We start from the raw sequence: 20406 nt of genomic DNA on the forward strand, positions 1-20406 counted from the left end.
GGGAGGCTTTACTGCATTGCGATTGTGTCTTTATGCTGCCGTAATGGGCGGCAAATTATCTTCTAGATTGAGTAAATTTACCGGTGGCCGTGGTTCTTCTTTACCTGGTGTGGTGGCCAGACGTATTTATGCCAAGACACTGAGTGAATTGTCTAAGCAGGTAAAGAAAGGTACCATTATGGTTACTGGCACTAACGGCAAAACAACCACTAACAACATGCTGGCTAAAGTATTGCAGGCGGACGGTCAGCGGGTGGTGTTTAATGAAGAAGGGGCTAACCTAATTACTGGTGTTACTGCCTGTTTTGTGCGCAATGCCACCCTTAGCGGGGTAATCGATTATGATTATGCTGCCCTAGAGGTGGACGAGGCTTCTTTTCCCAAAGTGGTAAAAGAGGTAAAACCGGATATGGTGGTGGTAAATAATTTTTTTAGAGATCAGTTGGATCGTTATGGCGAGTTGGACAAAACGGTCAGCTTGGTGCGCGATGCGCTGAAGCAATTGGATGATGTGATATTGGTGTTAAATGCAGATGATCCTTTGGTGGCTCAACTGGGGCCAACCACTGGACACAAAGCTATATATTATGGCATCTCCCAGCAACAGGATGTTGGTCGGGCAGCGGTCCAAACAAGGGAAGCGCGGTTTTGTCCCTTTTGTGGGGGCGAGTTAGACTATAACTATTACCATTATAGTCAGTTGGGTGATTACAACTGCCCCCGGTGTAACTTTGCCCGGGTAACACCTGAGGTTGAGGCCACCGATGTTGAGATCACCCTTGGCGGGCTGACCGCCCAAGTTTGTCATCAGGGCAGTTGCTCGGCAATTACGCTGCACACCGCTGGTTTTTACAATCTGTATAATGCGCTGGCTGCATTTGCGGTGGGAAAATTATTGGCCATTAGCGTGCCCACAATACAAAAGGGTTTAGAAATGTATACTCCGGCCATTGGGCGAATGGAGCGTTTCCGTTATCATGATAAACCGGCTTTGCTAAACTTGGTAAAAAACCCCACCGGTTTTAATGAAGGCTTGGCAACGCTATTGTCACTGCCCGGCAGTAAAGATGTGTTTATAGCCCTTAACGACAATGCGGCCGACGGTCGGGACATATCTTGGTTATGGGATGTGGATTTCGAAATATTGACAGAGCAGTTGGATTATCTGCAGACCTTTACCTGTGCTGGTACCAGGGCGGAGGAAATGGCCCTGAGGTTGAAATATGCCGGGGTGCCGGTGGACAAAATAACGGTGGTACGAGAATTAGAATCCGCCATTACCGCCACTTTAGGTGGCCAAGCTGATACAGCCTATCTTTTCAGCACTTATACAGCGCTGTGGCCAGCTCAAAGTATATTAAACCGCCTGGCGGAGAAGGAGGAAACCCATGCTGTCGGTTTGTCATCTGTATCCTGATTTATTAAACCTTTATGGTGACCGAGGTAATGTCATTGCCTTTCTGCAACGTTGTCGTTGGCGTAACATCCCGGTGCGTTTGGTGGAAATCAACCTCGGTGATCCTTTGGATTTTAGCGACATCGACTTTTTGTTTTTAGGCGGTGGCTCTGACCGAGAACAAAACATTATGGCAGCGGACTTAGTTACTCGTAAAGGCCCATTGGGGCAAGCAATTGAGGATGGTTTGGTGGTGCTGGCGATTTGCGGTGGTTATCAACTTTTAGGCCAGTATTACCAGATGACGGACGGTTCTAAAATTCCTGGCCTGGGTTTGCTAGATTACTATACAGTGGCTAGTGAGCAAAGGTTAATCGGCGATGTGGCTATTGAAATGGAGTTGGATGGGGAGAAAGTTAAAGCCACCGGCTTTGAAAACCACGGCGGTCAAACATACCTCGGGGCTGGGGTGGCGCCGCTGGGCAAAGTGATATCCGGTTACGGCAACAATGGTAAAGACGGCTTTGAGGGTGTCCGTTACAAAAACGTTTTTTGCTCCTATATGCACGGCCCGATGTTGCCTAAAAACAGTAAATTAACCGATTACCTAATCACATTGGCTCTTAAAAGGCGTGGTATGGATACTCAGTTGCAACCGCTGGATGATCAATTAGAAAACAGTGCCAATGCAGTAATGCTTAAGCGCATGGGAAATTAAATAAAATAGATAAACGCCCTTATTTCTAAAGGTTTCAATAGAGGGCGTTTGTTTTTTGTAAGAAATACTATTCTTTTTCCCACTTATCAACAGTGTCGTTGCTATAGCGTGAGTTTGTACCCTGCTTGGGAGCAAAATTTTGTAAGGTCGGTTTTTTTACTTTAAATGATGGTGGATCATAAGAACTAATGGGGTCTGGATTTTCCCGTTGACTGGGTTTTCTTTTCATTAATTAAGTGTACCTCCCCTGAGCCTTTATTCGTTTATCCGTCTTTTAACGGAACCTTTACTATAGTGGGTATTACCGATTTCTTTAGGGGGAAGATCATTTAAAACTTGTTTTTTTGATTTGATTGAATTGGGGTTTTGTTGCAGGTTAGGTTTTGAATGCTCCAATTAGCACACCTCCTTTATACCAGTATTTCTTGTTTTGTAGATATTATTCTTTCATATACTAACAAGCACTGCATAACCGCTTGTGGCGCAGTGCTTGTTAGATTAATTTTGTGCTTGGGTATAGTAAACAATGCCGATGGTGCCGGGGCCAACGTGTAAACCAATTACCGGGCCAATGGGGCATACCGGCAAATGGGTACCAACTTGTTCTTTCAGTTGTTGGGCGAGCTTAAGGGCTTCGGCTTCGCAATTTATGTGATGGATCACCGCTTCACCCAGACCCTTTTGTTTAACGTCGGACAAAAAAGTATCGATCATTTCTTGCAACGCTCGTTCTCTTTTGCGTACCTTTTTAAATACATCTGCTTTACCATCAATAACCGTTAGAATAGGTCGTATTTGCAGTAGCGAACCTAATAATGCCGCTGCACCGCCAATGCGACCACCCTTTTGTAAATATGCCAAAGTGTTGGGTAGGAATAGAAATCGGCTTCTGGCCATGACAAACTTGGCTTGTTTAATCACTTCGTCTATACCAGCGCCCCCTTTGGCAACTCTAGCCGCTGCCAACACCGGCAGACCCAGTTCCATGCAGTTGGACTGGGAATCCAATATTTCAATGACAGCATGGGGATGTCGTTCCAGTATCATTTTTTTGGCCAGATTAGCAGTGGAAACAGTGCCGCTCATGGCGCCGGACAGAAAAATGCCCACCACAGCATGTCCATTTAAAACAAGCTTTTCAAAAACATTGTAAAATTCTTGGGGTGGCGGTTGAGAAGAGGTAGGAATTGCTTTGGCCTGAGCCATCTTGGTATAAAAGGTTGCATTGTCTATCTCCTCTTCCCGATAGGTTTCAGTATCAATTGTTACTCCCAGCGATACTACCGATATATCATACTCATCCCGTAAATGTTGGGGGAGGTAAGAGGTGCTGTCGGTGACAATCTTTATTTTCATATCATCTATAACCTCCGTTCATTCTTTTTAAGCCCATTAAAGCGATAACCGTTAATAATACACAGCATAGGTACATAAATTGATCATTGGTGGCGTCCAGTACCAAACCGGCCCCTAAACTGCCCAAAACCGAGCCGAAGCCGTAGAACATATAACGTACCCCTTGACCGGTGGATTTTAAGTTTTTTGGTACATACTGGTGGATTGTTTCTACCAATGTGGACCAAAATAGCGCAAAACAAATGCCGTGTAATATTTGTACCACTATAATGAAATTAATATTTGTAATAAAGGCCAGCAACAGCCAGCGGATTAAATATAATAGCCAACAATAAGCCAATTTGCCAATAACTATAACCCCTATGGTTAAACATTAATGGGAGAAAGGGAATGATAATGCCATTGACAGCATGGTGGGAGGCGGTAAACACCTTCAGCAATATATTTTTGCCATTCAACTTCATCCAGTCTCCTTAATAAATCCACTAATTTATACTATCATAAAGATGATGGGATAATATAAAAAATATTAGAAAGGAATTTTAATATGGAAACTACTATGCTAGAAAGATATGCTAAATTAATTGTTGAAATCGGCGTGAACATACAACAGGATCAAACGTTGGTAATTACCTCACCCATAGAATGTGCTGATTTTACCAGGTTGGTGGCTGACTTTGCCTACCAGGCCGGTGCCAGGGACGTGGTGATTCAGTGGCAGGATGAGTTGTTTTCCCACCTTCGCTATTTAAAGGCACCCGAAGCGGTATTTACTGAATTTCCTAAGTGGCGTCAGGAGTTTTACCTATCCTATGTCCGGGCTGGGGCAGCCTTTTTAAGAATTGCTGCCAACGATCCAGAACTGATGAAGGATGTTAACCCCCTAAGAATGGCCAAAGCCCAAAAAGCTAGCAGTGCAGCGTTGGTAGAATACAATGATCGACTGATGAGTAACAAAAACACCTGGTGCGTGGTGTCAGTTCCCACCAAAGCCTGGGCCCAAAAGGTGTTTCCCCATCTGTCAGCAGAGCAGGCCATGGAAAAACTCTGGCAGGCTATATTTAAAACTGTCCGGGTAGATACTGCAGACCCGGTTGTGGCATGGGAACAACATAAAAGCCAACTAAAGAAAAGATTGGATTTTTTAAACGGTCGAAGGTTTAAAATACTACATTTCCAAAATTCACTGGGTACAGATTTGACAATTGAGCTTCCGGAAGATCACATTTGGTTTGGTGGTTCGGACTATACTCTTGATAAAGTGGAGTTTGTGGCTAACATACCAACGGAGGAAGTCTATACGCTACCTTTAAAAACCGGTGTTAACGGCACAGTGGTTAGTTCAATGCCGCTGAACTACAACGGCAATATAGTTGAAAACTTTTCGCTAACTTTTAAGGATGGCGAGATTGTGGGTTGCAGCGCCGAAAGGGGTTATGAGGTGTTAAAGAATTTAATTGCTACCGATACCGGTTCTCACTATCTGGGTGAAGTGGCGTTGGTACCCTTTGATTCACCAATTTCACAGTTAAATATTTTATTTTATAACACCTTGTTTGATGAAAATGCTTCCTGCCATTTGGCCATCGGTCAGGCCTATCCCACCTGTATCGAAAATGGTGAAAACATGAGCAAAGAGGAATTAGAAGTCCAAGGAGTTAACGATTCGCTGGTGCATGTGGACTTTATGATTGGTACAAAGGATCTGAAAATCACTGGTATCGCTGCGTCAGGTCAAGAGATGCCGGTATTTAAAGACGGAAATTTTGCATTTTAGACAAACATACCCAGTTTGAGATAAAGCATAGTGAAAAACCTGAAGAGATAAGGAAGCTGGTAAGTTTTAATGCAAAAGCTGAGGAAAGTTAATATTTTCACAAGGAATCACCTTCTTTTTGGCGAATATAGATAATAAAAGGGAGAGGGAGGAGATCTACTTGGTAAGGATTATTAACTACAAGCTAGGTGACGCAGAAGAAAAATTTGAATATCAAGCTGGGGATAGCGTAGAGGTTAGGTTTGATTCAACTGCGCATTACTATTTAGACAGTAGTAAAGGAATTATCAAGTGTGACCGGCTTTCGGTATACACAAACCGAGCAAACTCGGTATCGGAAATTATGGTGGTGCCCCAGGGTGAAAACGGAACAATGCTGGCATCACTATATTTTGACGCTGGCAAGACGTATGCATTTGTAATAGAGAGCAAGCCGGAAATTAAAAAGATCTCAGTATCATTTAAACCTACCAATTAGTTTTAACAAATATAAAAAGGGCATCCCCAGTGGGGATGCCCTTTATTATGCTAGATTAACGAGCAACAACGTTTGCGGCTTGAGGACCACGGTTGCCTTCAACAACTTCGAACTCTACATTTTGACCTTCTTCTAAAGTTTTGAAGCCTTCGGATTGAATAGCGGAGAAGTGAACGAACACGTCGTTACCCTCACTGGTTTCAATAAAGCCATAACCTTTTTCTGCATTGAACCATTTTACTGTACCAGTCATTTTAAAACCTCCCTTTCCTATAAATTGTCAAAAAGCTTAAAACTCAAAATCCTTGACCAATCATAGAAAACAACGAGACGGTCTTAAAATGATTTTCGTTCTTAACTTCTCAAACACTGCAATAATACCACAAATTTATACCGAACGCAAACTTATTTTACTACATTGAGGTATAACCACCGTCAACGGGAATAACGGCACCGGTTAAAAATGAGGACTGATCTGAAGCCAGCCATAAGCTGGCCTGAGCAATCTCGCTTGGCTGGGCAAATCTACCCAACATACTCAATTGTTTGGCATATGCTATGGGATCAAAATTAAATTGTTTCAATGCCCCTTGCAACATCGGCGTGTCAACCGCTCCGGGGGCCACAGAGTTAATGCGAATGCCGTGGGGTGAATAGTCCAATGCACCACATTTTGTTAAACCGATAACCCCGTGTTTTGCTGCCACATAGACAGGATTGGCCGGTTGGGGACGAATTCCACTTACGGAAGAAATATTAATAATGGATCCGCCGTCGCCCTGTTTCATCATTTGTTGTAGTTCGTATTTCATACAAAGGGCAACCCCTTTTAAATCCACAGCAATTAAAGCATCAAAAACATCTTCCTCCATATCGGCAATGGGCTTATCATCGGGTGTGCGGGCGGCGTTATTCACTGCCACGTCAAGACGTCCATATGTGTCTACAGCAAAATTAACCATAGCTTCAACCTCTTTGGAATTAGAAACATCAACCTTTACAAAGGCTGCGGTACCACCAGCCTCATTAATTCTTTGGGTTTCTTTTTTGCCCAGTTCTTCATTGAAGTCGGCGATAACCACTTTAGCCCCAGCAGATGCAAACAATTCTGCGGTGGAAGCCCCCATCCCCATCGCTGCTCCAGTTACAATGGCCACTTTCCCATCCAAGATACGCATTGCAATTCCTCCCCACATAATAAATTTTACTTTAGGTTAAAAAATAGTACGCTTTTACTCTCATTAGCATAAAGCTCAAAAACAGTATAGAGCACTCTTGTTCATAATTCAATAAATATTCTGAATAAAGAAAAAATAAACTTTCACAGCGGTGTTTAAAAACTCGCTGCTTTTAATAATTTCGATAAGGTTGTTAACTGCCTATTCAGATGATATACTAATGGAAAGTGAATTTAGTCACATGAGAAGGGGGTATAAATAATGTTAAATTGCTCCTTTGAAACCACTGCAGAAGAATTTATTACAAAAATATATAAAGGTAATCTAAATATAGTTAAACTGTTGCTGAAAAACAATGCAAATCCCAACATAATAGTTAACTTTAATAATAAAAATATGCCTTTACTATACGTTTTAGTTAAAAATATTGAAACGCCCAATAGATTAGAAATGATTAGGTTGTTATTGGAACATGGGGCTGACCCTAATTGTTGCGGAGAGGAAAAATTAATTAAACTGTTGTTGTTGGCAATAAATAATAAATCAGATAAAGATCGTGTGGAAATAATCAGTTTATTGCTTAAACATGGAGCTGATCCAAATATTAATGTGATCATCCAAAATAGAATTATGCCTTTGTTAGCGGCGGTAATTGTTGCCCAGCCGATCCCTAACAGAACAGAAATAATTGAATTGCTGCTAAAACATGGTGCTAACCCCAATGTTACACTGGTTGAGGACGATATAACTATACCTCTCTGTGTATATGAACTGGTGATGAACCCTCAAAACATTGAAGAGCGATTGGCAACGCTCAATTTATTAATTAAATATGGAGCCGATCCCAATCAACACTTCCAGGTGGAAGACTATAAAATACCGCTTTTAGGTTGGACGTTGTTAAACGTTGAAAACGTTGAAAACGTTAATATGAAAGTTGCTCAGTTACTACTAGATGCTGGAGCAGATCCAAATCTCAATATGCAAAGAGGAGAATATAAAGATACTTTATTTGGTTATGTGTTAGAAAGTTCTTTCACCAATAAAATGGAAGTAATAGAGTTGTTTTTAAAGCATGGAGCCAGTTTAAAAGAGTTAACGGCCCACAATAACTGCTACGGAGGCCTACAATAATGTTTAAATGAAACCCTTGTCCCAAGTAAAGTGAATAAGGGTTTTTTATTGACATTAACCAAGCAATATTTTATAGTGTTAAATCAAGAATAAACCCGAGCAAAAGAAAGGAAAGTAACCGTATGAAAAGGCCCTTCGTGACTTTAGAACAATTGAGAGAAATTACAGCTAAATATCCCACTCCGTTTCACTTGTATGATGAAAAGGGTATTAGAGAAAATGCCCGGAAGTTAAAACAAGCCTTTGCTTGGAATAAAGGTTTTAAGGAATACTTCGCGGTTAAAGCCACCCCCAACCCAGCCATTCTAAAAATTTTAAAAGAAGAAGGCTGTGGTGCCGATTGCTCATCATTAACCGAGTTAATGCTATCTCAAGCGGTGGGTTTTACCGGGGATGAAATTGTGTTTTCTTCAAACATGACCCCAGCAGAGGACTTTGAATACGCCCACAAATTAAATGCCATCATTAATTTTGATGATATCACCCATATAGAGTTTTTTAAAAACATCGCAGCATTGCCGGAAACCGTTTGTTGTCGCTATAATCCCGGTGGACAGTTTAAAATTAGTAATGCCATTATGGATAACCCCGGCGAGGCTAAATATGGCTTAACCCGGCCCCAAATGACGGAGGCCTATAAAAGACTGCAGCAGTTAGGGGTCAAGCATTTTGGTATCCATGCATTTTTGGCCAGCAACACCACCACCAATGAATACTATCCTGAACTGGCAAGAATTTTGTTTAAAACCGCAGTGGAGTTGCACCAAGAAACCGGTGCCCATATCGCCTTTATCAATTTATCCGGTGGCATTGGTATTCCCTATCGTCCTGAGGAAGAGGCCGCTGATATTATGGTTATCGGTGAAGGTGTGAGGCAAGCCTATGAAGAAATATTGGTGCCCGAGGGAATGAATGATGTGGCAATCTACACCGAACTGGGCAGATATATGTTGGGACCATACGGCTGTCTGGTGGCCACTGTCATCCATGAGAAACATATTCATAAGGATTATATCGGCCTAGATGCCTGTGCCGCTAACCTGATGCGACCGGCCATGTATGGTGCCTATCATCACATTACTGTAATGGGTAAAGAAAATGCACCGGCAGATCACCAATATGATGTGGCCGGAGGATTATGCGAAAATAACGATAAATTTGCCATAAACCGGATGTTGCCCCGGGTTGAAGTGGGTGATTTAATCGTCATTCACGACACCGGAGCCCACGGCTTTGCCATGGGCTACAATTATAACGGCAAACTGCGCTCGGCAGAAATCTTATTAAAAGAGAATGGTGATACTGAACTGATCCGGCGGGCGGAGACGCCGGCGGATTACTTTGCCACCCTCGATTTTACCGATTATTTTAAAAAGAACAAATTTTAAACTACCGATTAACAGTTTGCCCCAGCGCCGGTAAATTGGCTTTGATAAAGCTCCGCATAAAAGCCACCTTTATCCAGCAGTTGTTGGTGATTGCCCTGTTCAATAATGGTGCCATTATTCATGACTAGAATTAAATCCGCATGCCGAATGGTGGACAGCCGGTGGGCAATGACAAAGCTGGTTCTACCCTTCATCAATTTAGTCATCGCCCTTTGAATAAAGATTTCTGTCCTTGTATCCACACTGCTGGTGGCTTCGTCTAGAACCAGTATCGTAGGGTCGGCCAGCAATGCTCGGGCAATGGTTAACAATTGCTTCTGCCCTTGGGAAATGTTAGAGGCTTCTTCGTTCAGCATGGTGTTGTAACCGTCGGGCAACGTTCTAATAAAGTGATCGGCGTTGGCTGCCTTGGCGGCCCGAACCACATCTTGCTCCGTTGCACCGGTGCGACCATAGGCGATATTATCCCGAATGGTGCCGTTAAAGAGCCAGGTGTCTTGTAGTACCATGCCAAACATACTGCGCAAATGCTCTCGCTTCATGTCCCTAATGTTTATGCCATCAATGGTTATTTTTCCATCATCCAGCTCGTAAAAACGCATCAGCAAATTGATCAGAGTGGTTTTGCCCGCTCCGGTGGGTCCCACAATGGCAATAACCTGTCCTGGTTTAACCTGGATATTCATGTTTGTCATTAGAGGCTGACCTGGTTGATAACCAAACTTTACCTCTTGAAATTCCACTGCCCCTTGGGGAGAGTGGATTGTTTTGGCATCTTTTTTGTCTGGAATTTCTTCTGGCTCATCCAACAGTTCAAAAATTCGCTCTGCCGAGGCAACGGTGGACTGAATAATATTGGCAATATTGGCCGTTTGGGTGATGGGTTGGGTAAACTGCCGCGAATATTGGATAAAGGCTTGAATATCGCCAATTTTCAGCGTTTGTTGGGTGACAAATATACCGCCGATCACCGAGATCAGTACATAGGCGAGGTTGCCAATTAGGTTCATCAGCGGCATAATACTGCCGGAGATGAATTGGGCTTTCCAACCTGAGCGGTAAAGTTTTTCATTTATCTTGTTAAATTCAGCGATGGACTGTTGCTCAAGGCCGAAGGCTTTGACTATTTGATGGCCGGTGAACATTTCTTCTACGTGACCGCTTATTTCGCCCAACGCCTGTTGTTGATCGGCAAATTGCTTTTGCGACCTGCTGGCCAGCGCTTTAGTCACCAGCACATAAAAGGGTAGTGTGAGCATAATAATCAGTGTTAGCAGGGGACTGATGGTTAGCATCATGATGATTACCCCCACCAACGTCACAATGGCAGAAATAAATTGGGTGATGCTTTGTTGTAAGGTGGAACTGATGTTATCCACATCATTGGTAACGCGACTAAGAATTTCGCCGTGGCTGTGGGTGTCAAAAAATTTAATGGGCAACCGGGGCAGTTTGTCATTGACCTCGTTGCGCAGCGTAAAAACTGTTTTTTGGGTCACTCCGATGATGATATATTGCTGTACATAGGAAAAAATCGAACTGGTAAAATATAACCCGGCCAAAATAGCAAGAATTTGCATGATGTAATGGAAATCTATGCCAGCACCGGGGGCACCGTTCAATTTCATCATCATACCTTCAAAAATTTTAGTAATGGCTAAGCCAAGGACTTTGGGGCTCAAAATATTAAAAATTGAGCTTAGTATCGTTGCTAAAAAAACTAATATCAATTGTCTTTGGAAAGGCTTTAAATATTTCACCAGTCGGCGAAATGTCCCTTTAAAATCCTTGCTTTTTTCCACCGGCATAGCCATTCTTGGCCCGCCGTGGCCGTGCTTTACCCTTGGTTGATGCTTGTTACTCATGCTAAATCCTCCTCTGAAAGTTGCGAGGATACAATTTCTTGATATACTGAACAAGTATTTAACAGCTGTTGGTGTTTGCCTATACCTACAATTTTGCCTTTGTCCAATACAATAATTTGGTCTGCGTGCATGACGGTACTAACCCTTTGGGCAACGATAATTACAGTGGCGTTAGCGGTTTCTTTTTTCAGAGCGGTTCTTAGGCAGGCATCGGTTTTAAAGTCCAGAGCCGAGAAGCTATCGTCAAAAACATAAATCTCAGGTTTTCTCACCAGCGCCCGGGCGATGGCCAACCGTTGTTTTTGGCCGCCGGAAAGATTGGTGCCACCTTGGCTAATTTCAGCCTGCAAACCGCCCGGCAGGTTGCCAATGAATTCGGTTGCTTGGGCAGTGTTGGCTGCTTGGGTCAGCTCTTCTGGGGTGGCGCCTTCCTTACCATAGCTGAGATTATCAGCTATGGTACCGCTGAACAATATTGCCCTTTGGGGTACATAACCAATTTTAGAGCGCAAATGTTGTTGAGCCATTTCCCGCACATCAATGCCATCTACCAATACTTGACCACTGTCAACGTCGTAAAACCGAGGGATCAGACTGATTAATGTTGATTTTCCTGAACCGGTACCGCCGATAATGGCGGTGGTTTCTCCGGGGCCGGTTTTAAAGGAGATGTTGCTAATGGCGGGTTTTTCAGCGCCGGGATAACTGAAGGTGACGTCTTTAAATTCCACCCAACCTTTTTTGTGGGCAGCCTGTTTAACCAGAGCTGCATCTTGGATTTCCGGCTTGGTTTCTAGCACTTCGTTAATCCTAATGGCCGAGGCCTGAGCCCGGGGAATCATCACAAATATCATTGAAACCATCATTAATGAAAACATAATGTGCATGATATATTGAATAAAGGCCATTAAATCCCCCACTTGCAAGTGACCGCTATCAATACGCATGCTGCCAAACCAAATTACCGCCACGATGGTAAAGTTAAGGACAATTGTCATTACTGGCATAATGGTGGCCATAATTCTATTGACCTTAACCGCAGTGACAGTGAAATTCCAGTTGGCTTGATGAAAGCGTTGTTGCTCGTAAGCAGTTCGATTAAAGGCACGGATTACTCTAATGCCCGTTAAACCTTCCCGCATGACTAAACTCAATTGATCAAGTTTCATCTGCAGTAGTTTGAAAAGTGGCATTGCTTTTTTGGTGATGGTATAAATGGTTGCCACCAATATTGGTACACCGGCAATGATAATTAATGACAGTTTGGCATCGGTTGACACCGCCATAATTACACCGCCCACCATCATTAGTGGCGCCCCTAAGGCCATGCGCAGCATCATGATCATTACCCGTTGAATTTGAGTGATGTCGTTGGTGGTTCTGGTGATTAGTGAGGCGGTGCCGAATTTGTCAAACTCTGTGAGCGAAAAACTTTCCACCTGGGCAAAAATGTCCCGGCGCAACGTGGTGCTAAATCCCAGGGCGGTTTTAGCAGATAAATAACTGGCACAAATGGTGGCAGCGGTGATCACCAAAGCCACCAATAGCATGATAACACCAACATCGGTGATGTAATTGATGTCACCGTTGACAATGCCGACGTCAACGATATCAGCCATCAGTGTCGGCAAATACAATTGAGAAATTGACTGTAAAAAAGTCAGCATTAAAATGCTAAGTACAGCCCATTTATATGGTTTTAAATAGCGTAGCAATTTTAGCATTAAATTCCTCTCCGCTGGATATTGTTTGCCTTAATAAACTTTCCCCAAATTAAATATTATCATCAAAATTTCTGTATCCAATATCTGAATTATCTATATTAACAAAATTCTAGTGGTTTGCCAAGCGCGCTACAAAAAGTTACCAGTGGTAGATGAAAATGGTGAACAAAAAAAGCCTCGCCAAATGACGAGGCTTTTTTTATTGTTTATTAATATGGGCTAAAGACATAAATTCCTGAACAACCCCTTTGTCTTGAGTCAAATAACTGACTGTAAAGGCGCTGAGAAAAGCACCCACAACGCTGTAAAGGGCGGGATTAACCAAGACTGGGACATTAAATAAGTAGGGTATCTCTAAAAAACTGGCGCCGGTAAAAATAAGACTGATAAATAACCCGGTACACATTGCGGCAATGGCTCCCTCTCTGGTAAAGTCCTTCCACCAGATGGTTAAAATTAATACCGGTGCGAAGGTGCTGGCGCCGATACCAAAGGCGATGACCACCAGAAAAGAAATTCCTTGATCCCTTAATATAACCGCTAACATGATGGCAATTAATGAAAGCATTGCAGAACCGGTTTTGGCAAATCTCAATTGTTTTTCCTGATTAGCTTTAGGATTGATAATGCCTGCATAAAGGTCGTGGGCCAGACAAGTGGTGGCAGATATCATTAGGCCGGCAGCGGTGCTTAGCATAGCAGACATTGCTCCGGCAGCAGCCAGGCCCATTAAAAACTCACCACCCACAACTTGGCTTAGCATAGGTACCACCATGTTAGTGGCTAATCCGGTATTTCCGTTGGCTAAATATCCAACCAGGGTAGGGTAAAGCATAATCATGGCAGCTAAACCAACCATGCAGGTGGCAACATAAAAGATCGCTAATCCACTCAGCGTGAGAACCAGGCTTTTTCTGGCATCCTCTGCGCTGGGTACAGTGTATAATCGGGTAAGAATGTGAGGTAAACCAGCAACCCCTAAAAAAAGTGCCAGCACGAAACTCAGTTGGTTTATTAAATCATGGGAAAAGACCCCTGGTGTTAATGCGGTGATTCCAGCCTGCTGAGACACCTGTGGCGGCACAGTTTGTTGCGCCTGTAGGATGATATTTAACGGGTTGCCATCGAAGTGTTGGATTGTAATGAGGATGAAGATAACCATCATTACCAACCAAAGCATCGTTCCTTGGATAATTTGGTTATAGGTGGTTCCGCGCATTCCACCCAACACCACATAAAGGGCCATTAAAACACCCACCACCATCATGGTAAACAAATAGTCCCAGCCCAGTAGCAGATGGAACAACCCTCCGGCGCCAATGATTTGTGGCACCAGGTAAAAGGTGCAGATAATTAATGTGGTTATGGCTGAAATTACTCTGATGTATCTACAGTTAAATCTCGCCATTAGCACATCGGTAACGGTAAACTTACCGGTGTTGCGCAAGGCAGAGGCGACCACAAACAGCACTGTCATATAACCGGCAAAGTAGCCAATGCCATCCCAGAACCGGTCGATGCCAAAAATAGCGATTGCTCCGGCAACACCTAAAAAACTGGCGGCGCTTAGATAATCACCCAGCAAGGCTAAACCATTGGCTAACCAGGAGATTTTGCCTCCGGCCACATAAAAATCGGCTGTGGTTCTGGTCCAACGCCTACTATACCAAGCCACTGAGATTGTTAGCAATATACTAATTAGTACTATCAACAATGATAAAGAATTTTGCATTAATACTACCTCCCTAAACGCAAGTAAAACCAACAGAGTGTTAATGATGCCGGAAATATCATGAAGCTAAGCCAAACTCCCAGCGGCACATTCAGCAATAATATTCCGGCGGTGGTTTGAAACGACGTGGTGTTGATTATGGCAGTGGTGAAATAAAGAAGCATGAAGGCTGTTAAAAAGCCAAAGGAAAGAAAAAAGTTTTTACTCCAGCTTTCCTTTAACAGAGGTGAAGATGCGTCTTTATTGACCATTGGCATTTTTTTATGTTCCATTGCCAATTGCCGGATGTCTGATATATCAACAGTGCCTCTTTTGACGACCAGTACCGGCACATGAGAGCGTTTTAACACACTTTCTGCCACGCTGCCGAAGTGCATTTTCTCCAGACCGCTGCGGGCGGTGTCACCCATGACAATGATGTCTACTTTGTGATTGCGACTGATCTGTAGAATTGTACCGGCAACTACCCCGGTAAATTCAATGGTCTGAAGGCGCACTTTTTTCTGCCGAGCATACTCTGTCACTAAATTTAAAACGTCATCATAAATTATCCCAGTGGTACGGGTGGCTTCGTATTTCTTCTCAGCCATTAAAAGCGGTGAATTTTCCTGCACCTTTAACGCAATAACCTCTGCATTGTACATCGATGCCAGCTCGATTGCTTTTTTCACTGCGCCTAAGGAAGGTTCATAACCATCCACGGCCACTAATATTTTATCCATGTTGCCCTCCTCTTTTAATTAGTTGGTAATCAATTTATATGTGGGTATTATAACTATGGATGGTTATGTTGACTATAGAACCTCGGTTAACTGCCTATTTTGCCAGTTTAGCGAATGTGTTTTGTAAAATTATTTTTGGTATTATTTTTAATAAACATTCGATTTCTTTCGACGGCAATAATAAAACCGTCAGTTGTCATAACTGGCGGTCGATTGAAAAATACCATATTATTTTTAGGCGTACATGCAATTTAAAGTAGGTTTTGTTCCAATTAAAACTGTGATTTAAACCATATTAAAAGTATTTTTTATTCAATCATTGATAGTTTGTCGCTGGGTTCATCCATACAAAATTGTTTTTCAGCTAGTTTTAAAATATCGTCATACATATTGATTCTGCTCAATAATTTCAAGAGGGAATTCTTTTCGTTTTCTTCAATTGCTAAACGACTAATATTCTTTTGCAACAACACCCGTGAAGCATTATAAATATTGTTAGCATCTTCTAAAAAGTCATCATCATCTGTGGTTCCAATGACGGTAACAGCGCTTTTGGGGAGGGTGATAATTGGTATACAAGAGCAACGTAATACATCGACATTATCTTCCCGAACAGCAACCACTCTACCCACCTTGTCTTTTTCCAAACCAATTTTTTGACTGGGTCTCCACAACACGATATCGTTTTCTTTAATTTTCGGCATATTATCTCCTCCTTATTATTAGATATTGTGAAATTTATTACAATAAACATAACATGCTTTGCTAAAATAATAAAGGTATTTTCCAGATGTTTCTATATTAAGTATTTTTTCACTTAGTTAATTATTGAGAAAATAAAAATTGTTTTGTGTAGACAGTTTGTATTTGTTTAAGATATCTTAAAATTTTAGAAGGAAATTAATGCAGAATGTCGAAAACCGTACAAAAATACTGATTAAATTATCTTGACAAATGGGACAACATGATAGGGCATTATTAGTCATTAGGGCTGATCTGCGGTGGCTTGGGAGGTAATATAAGATTATCGTTATGAAAAGAACAATATTCCATTTCTTGTTTAAAAACGGTGTTTAAGCGTACCTGTAAGGGAAGCCAAATGAGGGATGATATTGTGAAAACTTGTACTAAAACGGTGAATGTGAAAAATAAATACTTTCTAATTTTTTCATACATATTATCTGTGACAATAGCAATTATTGTTTATGTTACCGGAGGAACAACTAAAGTCTATGCAAATTTAATGTACTTCCCCATCGCCATTGTGGCGTCAACAAATGGTAAAAAACACGGCGTTATACACGCAGCGGTAAGTGCATTGTTAGTGGGAAATATCATGCCACTAGATGTAGATTTAAATATAAGTCAAGATTCGATAAACTGGATACTGAGATTAATCATTTATACAACAATTGCATATGTAATTGGATTTTTTGCTGAATATTACCGGCGTGAGTTTGAGAAAAATCGCAACAAAGACAAAGAAATTGCAGAGACGCAACTGGCCACCATCTATTCTTTGGTAAAATTATCAGAATCTCGGGATGATGAAACCGGTGCTCATATAGAAAGGGTAGCATTATTTTGCAAACTGTTGGCCAGTGAGTTGCGCAATCTACCTCAATACCAAGATTATATCAATGATGATTATGTTGATAATATATTTAAAGCCAGTCCATTACATGATATCGGCAAAGTGGGGATACCGGATAGTATTTTGCTTAAGCCAGGCAAACTCTCTACAGAAGAATTTGAAATTATGAAAACTCACACAGTGATAGGAGCTAACACCTTGTTAGAGGTGAAGAAAAAATACCCCGATAATAAGTTTTTAGAACTGGGGATTAGTATCACTCGTTTTCATCATGAAAGGTGGGATGGTTCTGGATATCCTGATGGCTTATCAGGACAAGATATTCCTTTGTCAGCAAGAATAATGGCCATTGTAGATGTATATGATGCCCTAAGGTCTAAGCGGGTATATAAAGAGGCCCATTCCCATGAAGAGAGCATGAAAATAATCAAACAGGGTGAGGGCAGTCATTTCGATCCAGAAATTTTGCAGGTTTTTGTTCAGAATGAAGCCAGATTTAATGCCATTTATGAACAATTAAATAAAGGAGAAGTGGATTTTGAACATTCAAATCTTTGGTGTTAAAATGCGGTGAGCCCAGGCTATGCACCAAAAGTGTTGAAGGCTTGGGAGAGAGCTGACCAATTACCACAGCATTAAACAGAACAAATCAAAAAAAGCCTCCGAAAATGTCGGAGGCCTTGCTATTACTGGCGGGAGTGTGTGAGAATCGAACTCACCTAGGACAGGAACGCTGCCCAACGACCGGTTTTGAAGACCGGGAGCACCACCAGGCACCATCCACTCCCATAAAAGATTGTCAGATTGTACTAAAGCATATATAATTTTAAATCATTTCATAGTTACAGTCAAGTATGCTAAAACTGTGGCCAGATGTTGTGATAAACAGTTATAATATATATTATTTAAGGATTGTTTAGGTGACAATTAAGGATTGTTTTAAATACAAGGAAAGGAAATCAACTTAATGAACAAAAAGACAATTTTATCAGTGGTGTTTATTACTTTAGGTTTGATATTGGCGGCAGCATTGTTGTCGATGTTTAACGCCCAATAATTACTCAAAGGAGAGGATAATTTGGAAGTCAATCCCCAAGAAAACTTGTCGGAAAGTATAGATGCGTCTGCCAAAAAGAAAAAGAATGGCTGGCTATCCAAGTTTGGGCTGCTGGGCGCACTGTTGGCGGTCACTAAATTCGGCAAGTTGGCTGCCATTGCCAAGGTGCTTTTCGCTGCTTTGAAGGCTTCTAAATTTGCTGCTACATTTATCAGCATGGCGGCAACGGTGGTTATTTATGCCCAGTTTTATGGCTGGCTTCTTGCCCTAGGTTTTATAATAGCCATTTTTATTCATGAAAGTGGCCATGTGGTGGCATCCAAAAAAGTGGGACTGGATGTATCGGCGCCGATGTTTATACCTTTTTTTGGTGCCTTTATCGCCATGAAAGAACTGCCCAAAAGCGTTAAGCAGGAAGCAATTTCTGCCATTGGTGGCCCTGTGGCTGGTGCTTTGGTGGCGGCAGTTTGTTTGTTGTTGTGGGACATCACCGGATCGCTCTATTGGGTTGGGTTAGCCTATCTAACGGCCTTTTTAAACCTGTTTAATTTATTGCCCTTGGGAATGTTGGATGGTGGCAGAATTACCAAAGCACTATCCCCAGTGATTTGGGTGATAGGTATTGTTGGGGCGGTTATTCTGATGCTTAAATTGCATGCCTATATCTTGTTACTGGTATTGGTTCTCGGTGTGATGGAGTTGGTGTCGATGATTAAAAACCGACATCAAATGGCAACTTACTTGCAAGTAGAACCGCAGTTTCGCTTTAAAATTGGTTTAGCCTATTTGTTGTTGATAACTATACTGGTGGGGATGATGATGTACTCGCTGGATTTATCACAGCAATTTATTGGTTCAATGGGATAATAGGGCTGTTGCAAAGTTTTGCAACAGCCCCTTTTCCTTATTAGCAAACTGGTTTTAATCTCCTGGCCACCACTTTTCGTTGCAGTATGACCATCCGACTTAGTAAGAAAACCGCTCCAATGGCCAGCCCCACGATGAACCCAATCCAATAACCGAAGGCTCCCCAGGAGCCGTAGGTGGACAGGATATGGCCCAGTGGTAACCCCACTATCCAGAACGAAGTAAAGGTAACTATCGAGGCAATGTTTACATCTTTATAGCCCCGCAATATGCCTTGCACTGGAGTAACGATGGCGTCTGATAATTGAAAAAAGATGGCGAACATTAGAAATTGTTGGCTTAGCTGCAGTACCGCCCTATCTTGGGTATATAAACCGGCTACCTGTTCTTTAAAGAGCAGGATGGCGACACCGCAACAAACCGCCAGTCCTAAAGCGATGCCAAGGCCCAAAAAACTGTACTGTTTAGCATCTTGGTACCTTTTTGCCCCCACTTCATATCCCACTGCAATGGTTAAGGCCATCGAAATGCTTAATGGCACCATGTATAGGAAGGAAGCAAAGTTCATCGCGGCTTGGTGGGCGGCGATGGTAATGGTGCTGTACTGACTCATTAGCAGTGTGACGGCGGCAAAAAAGCTCCCCTCAAAAAATATTGATAGGCCGATGGGAATCCCCAATTGGAGCTGATTTTTCCAAGCTGTTAAAGAAATGGGGTGCCACTTTTTAAACACCTGGTAATCGGCAAAGGGCTTCACTTTATGTACCGTCCAGAGGGTAATCAGCAGTATACACCAATAGGTTATGCCTGTGGCATATCCGGCACCTGCTCCGCCCAAACGGGGAAAGCCTAGTTTGCCGAAGATTAATAAATAATTTAGCGTTACGTTTATTGGTAGTGACGTTAGAGTAATCATCATAGTTATTCTGGTTTTTCCCAATGATTCAATAAAACAGCGCAATATGGTATAGATAAACAGCGGTGCAATGCCAATGGATAAACCCATTAAATAATGATAAGCGATATCTCGTACTGGAGCATCTAGGTTCATGTTGGACAAAATCGGCTTTAGAACGAAGGTGCCGCCCATTATGATAAATAGAGAAATAGCGATGGCTATATAAATTCCCTGTATCACTGTAAAGGGGATTTTATCCCGGCGGTTAGCCCCCAAATGTTGAGCGATAATGGGGGTGGTGGCAATTAGGACGCCGGTTACGCCAGAAAAAATTGGTGTCCAAAGACTGGAACCAATGGCGACTCCTGCTAGGTCGTTGGTGCCTGCGTGACCGGACATGATTGTATCGACTAAGCTCATTGAATAAATCATTAACTGGGTAATAAAAATGGGCCATAAAATAGTTAGTAACTGTTGTCCCTTTTCTCGTAAAGACCAGGTGGGTTGCATCGTTTATCCTCC

General features: G+C 42.3%; 21 protein-coding genes and 1 tRNA gene. 8 read left to right on the plus strand and 14 right to left on the minus strand.

The window, feature by feature from the left end; translation table 11 throughout:
* Positions 1 to 43: 43 nt before the first annotated feature.
* Both V6C27_03165 and V6C27_03170 read left to right on the plus strand, forming a co-directional pair.
* Entirely contained in the window at positions 44 to 1417 is a 1374-nt protein-coding gene (locus tag V6C27_03165) for a MurT ligase domain-containing protein (protein ID MEG6615431.1), read from the plus strand.
* Positions 1389 to 2114 carry a glutamine amidotransferase gene (locus V6C27_03170; protein MEG6615432.1) on the plus strand — a complete coding sequence of 242 codons (726 nt, stop codon included), beginning with the start codon at positions 1389 to 1391 and terminating at the stop codon, positions 2112 to 2114. The genes V6C27_03165 and V6C27_03170 overlap by 29 nt, the downstream gene beginning before the upstream one ends.
* A gap of 67 nt (positions 2115 to 2181) precedes the next feature.
* On the opposite strand, the gene V6C27_03175 is transcribed toward V6C27_03170, so the two are convergent.
* From V6C27_03175 to V6C27_03195, 5 genes are all read right to left on the minus strand, one after another.
* On the minus strand, positions 2182 to 2343 hold the full coding sequence (locus V6C27_03175) for a hypothetical protein (protein ID MEG6615433.1): 162 nt from the start codon (positions 2341 to 2343) through the stop codon (positions 2182 to 2184).
* A 26-nt stretch (positions 2344 to 2369) separates the two neighbouring features.
* Positions 2370 to 2510, minus strand: coding sequence for a hypothetical protein (locus V6C27_03180; GenBank protein ID MEG6615434.1), 141 nt, complete (start codon positions 2508 to 2510; stop codon positions 2370 to 2372).
* Positions 2511 to 2612: 102 nt separating this feature from the next.
* Positions 2613 to 3470, minus strand: a complete 858-nt coding sequence (locus V6C27_03185) for a DegV family protein (GenBank protein ID MEG6615435.1) — start codon at positions 3468 to 3470, stop codon at positions 2613 to 2615.
* A 1-nt stretch (position 3471) separates the two neighbouring features.
* The gene (locus tag V6C27_03190; GenBank protein MEG6615436.1) at positions 3472 to 3810 is read right to left on the minus strand and encodes an MFS transporter; all 339 of its coding nucleotides are present in this window, start codon (positions 3808 to 3810) and stop codon (positions 3472 to 3474) included.
* Positions 3746 to 3928, minus strand: coding sequence for a hypothetical protein (locus V6C27_03195; protein ID MEG6615437.1), 183 nt, complete (start codon positions 3926 to 3928; stop codon positions 3746 to 3748). Before V6C27_03195 ends, V6C27_03190 begins: the two co-directional genes overlap by 65 nt.
* An 89-nt stretch (positions 3929 to 4017) precedes the next feature.
* On the opposite strand from V6C27_03195, the gene V6C27_03200 reads away from it, so the two are divergent.
* Entirely contained in the window at positions 4018 to 5247 is a 1230-nt protein-coding gene (locus V6C27_03200) for an aminopeptidase (protein ID MEG6615438.1), read from the plus strand.
* Between the two features lie 160 nt (positions 5248 to 5407).
* Positions 5408 to 5725 carry a hypothetical protein gene (locus V6C27_03205; protein ID MEG6615439.1) on the plus strand — a complete coding sequence of 106 codons (318 nt, stop codon included), beginning with the start codon at positions 5408 to 5410 and terminating at the stop codon, positions 5723 to 5725.
* Positions 5726 to 5780: 55 nt separating this feature from the next.
* Here V6C27_03205 and V6C27_03210 read toward each other — a convergent pair whose 3' ends face one another.
* On the minus strand, positions 5781 to 5978 hold the full coding sequence (locus V6C27_03210) for a cold-shock protein (protein MEG6615440.1): 198 nt from the start codon (positions 5976 to 5978) through the stop codon (positions 5781 to 5783).
* 160 nt (positions 5979 to 6138) lie between these two features.
* Positions 6139 to 6903: a glucose 1-dehydrogenase gene (locus V6C27_03215; protein ID MEG6615441.1), complete on the minus strand. Its 765-nt coding sequence runs from the start codon at positions 6901 to 6903 to the stop codon at positions 6139 to 6141.
* A gap of 261 nt (positions 6904 to 7164) precedes the next feature.
* Between V6C27_03215 and V6C27_03220 the strand changes: the two genes are divergently transcribed.
* Together V6C27_03220 and V6C27_03225 are read left to right on the plus strand one after the other, a co-directional pair.
* On the plus strand, positions 7165 to 8037 hold the full coding sequence (locus V6C27_03220; GenBank protein MEG6615442.1) for a hypothetical protein: 873 nt from the start codon (positions 7165 to 7167) through the stop codon (positions 8035 to 8037).
* 122 nt (positions 8038 to 8159) lie between these two features.
* Entirely contained in the window at positions 8160 to 9425 is a 1266-nt protein-coding gene (locus V6C27_03225) for a diaminopimelate decarboxylase (GenBank protein MEG6615443.1), read from the plus strand.
* Positions 9426 to 9433: 8 nt separating this feature from the next.
* Here V6C27_03225 and V6C27_03230 read toward each other — a convergent pair whose 3' ends face one another.
* From V6C27_03230 to V6C27_03250, 5 genes are all read right to left on the minus strand, one after another.
* A complete protein-coding gene (locus V6C27_03230; protein MEG6615444.1) occupies positions 9434 to 11290 on the minus strand; it encodes an ABC transporter ATP-binding protein in 1857 nt (618 codons plus the stop codon).
* Complete coding sequence (locus V6C27_03235) at positions 11287 to 13014, minus strand: ABC transporter ATP-binding protein (GenBank protein MEG6615445.1); 1728 nt, start codon at positions 13012 to 13014, stop codon at positions 11287 to 11289. The genes V6C27_03230 and V6C27_03235 overlap by 4 nt, the downstream gene beginning before the upstream one ends.
* Before the next feature lie 199 nt (positions 13015 to 13213).
* Positions 13214 to 14746 (minus strand): cation acetate symporter, encoded by a 1533-nt coding sequence (locus V6C27_03240; GenBank protein MEG6615446.1) that lies wholly within the window; start codon positions 14744 to 14746, stop codon positions 13214 to 13216.
* A 5-nt stretch (positions 14747 to 14751) separates the two neighbouring features.
* On the minus strand, positions 14752 to 15468 hold the full coding sequence (locus V6C27_03245) for a universal stress protein (protein ID MEG6615447.1): 717 nt from the start codon (positions 15466 to 15468) through the stop codon (positions 14752 to 14754).
* A gap of 308 nt (positions 15469 to 15776) precedes the next feature.
* Positions 15777 to 16172, minus strand: a complete 396-nt coding sequence (locus tag V6C27_03250) for a hypothetical protein (GenBank protein MEG6615448.1) — start codon at positions 16170 to 16172, stop codon at positions 15777 to 15779.
* Between the two features lie 410 nt (positions 16173 to 16582).
* On the opposite strand from V6C27_03250, the gene V6C27_03255 reads away from it, so the two are divergent.
* The gene (locus V6C27_03255) at positions 16583 to 17626 is read left to right on the plus strand and encodes an HD domain-containing phosphohydrolase (GenBank protein ID MEG6615449.1); all 1044 of its coding nucleotides are present in this window, start codon (positions 16583 to 16585) and stop codon (positions 17624 to 17626) included.
* A 126-nt stretch (positions 17627 to 17752) separates the two neighbouring features.
* Here V6C27_03255 and V6C27_03260 read toward each other — a convergent pair.
* Positions 17753 to 17850, minus strand: a tRNA-Sec gene (locus tag V6C27_03260).
* 290 nt (positions 17851 to 18140) lie between these two features.
* Here V6C27_03260 and V6C27_03265 point away from each other — a divergent pair.
* Positions 18141 to 18986: a site-2 protease family protein gene (locus V6C27_03265; GenBank protein ID MEG6615450.1), complete on the plus strand. Its 846-nt coding sequence runs from the start codon at positions 18141 to 18143 to the stop codon at positions 18984 to 18986.
* A gap of 40 nt (positions 18987 to 19026) precedes the next feature.
* On the opposite strand, the gene V6C27_03270 is transcribed toward V6C27_03265, so the two are convergent.
* Positions 19027 to 20394: an MATE family efflux transporter gene (locus V6C27_03270; protein MEG6615451.1), complete on the minus strand. Its 1368-nt coding sequence runs from the start codon at positions 20392 to 20394 to the stop codon at positions 19027 to 19029.
* Positions 20395 to 20406: the final 12 nt, after the last annotated feature.

The organism is Peptococcaceae bacterium 1198_IL3148 (assembly GCA_036763105.1).
Lineage (GTDB): Bacteria > Bacillota > Desulfotomaculia > Desulfotomaculales > Desulfohalotomaculaceae > JBAIYS01.

What these genes read in the sequence shown, in the direction of transcription:
- V6C27_03165 (MEG6615431.1), top strand. Translation starts at nt 44, where the DNA reads ATGGGCGGCAAATTATCTTCTAGATTGAGTAAATTTACCGGTGGCCGT.
- V6C27_03170 (MEG6615432.1), top strand. Translation starts at nt 1,389, where the DNA reads ATGCTGTCGGTTTGTCATCTGTATCCTGATTTATTAAACCTTTATGGT.
- V6C27_03175 (MEG6615433.1), bottom strand. Translation starts at nt 2,343, where the DNA reads ATGAAAAGAAAACCCAGTCAACGGGAAAATCCAGACCCCATTAGTTCT.
- V6C27_03185 (MEG6615435.1), bottom strand. Translation starts at nt 3,470, where the DNA reads ATGAAAATAAAGATTGTCACCGACAGCACCTCTTACCTCCCCCAACAT.
- V6C27_03200 (MEG6615438.1), top strand. Translation starts at nt 4,018, where the DNA reads ATGGAAACTACTATGCTAGAAAGATATGCTAAATTAATTGTTGAAATC.
- V6C27_03210 (MEG6615440.1), bottom strand. Translation starts at nt 5,978, where the DNA reads ATGACTGGTACAGTAAAATGGTTCAATGCAGAAAAAGGTTATGGCTTT.
- V6C27_03215 (MEG6615441.1), bottom strand. Translation starts at nt 6,903, where the DNA reads ATGCGTATCTTGGATGGGAAAGTGGCCATTGTAACTGGAGCAGCGATG.
- V6C27_03220 (MEG6615442.1), top strand. Translation starts at nt 7,165, where the DNA reads ATGTTAAATTGCTCCTTTGAAACCACTGCAGAAGAATTTATTACAAAA.
- V6C27_03225 (MEG6615443.1), top strand. Translation starts at nt 8,160, where the DNA reads ATGAAAAGGCCCTTCGTGACTTTAGAACAATTGAGAGAAATTACAGCT.
- V6C27_03230 (MEG6615444.1), bottom strand. Translation starts at nt 11,290, where the DNA reads ATGAGTAACAAGCATCAACCAAGGGTAAAGCACGGCCACGGCGGGCCA.
- V6C27_03235 (MEG6615445.1), bottom strand. Translation starts at nt 13,014, where the DNA reads ATGCTAAAATTGCTACGCTATTTAAAACCATATAAATGGGCTGTACTT.
- V6C27_03240 (MEG6615446.1), bottom strand. Translation starts at nt 14,746, where the DNA reads ATGCAAAATTCTTTATCATTGTTGATAGTACTAATTAGTATATTGCTA.
- V6C27_03245 (MEG6615447.1), bottom strand. Translation starts at nt 15,468, where the DNA reads ATGGATAAAATATTAGTGGCCGTGGATGGTTATGAACCTTCCTTAGGC.
- V6C27_03250 (MEG6615448.1), bottom strand. Translation starts at nt 16,172, where the DNA reads ATGCCGAAAATTAAAGAAAACGATATCGTGTTGTGGAGACCCAGTCAA.
- V6C27_03270 (MEG6615451.1), bottom strand. Translation starts at nt 20,394, where the DNA reads ATGCAACCCACCTGGTCTTTACGAGAAAAGGGACAACAGTTACTAACT.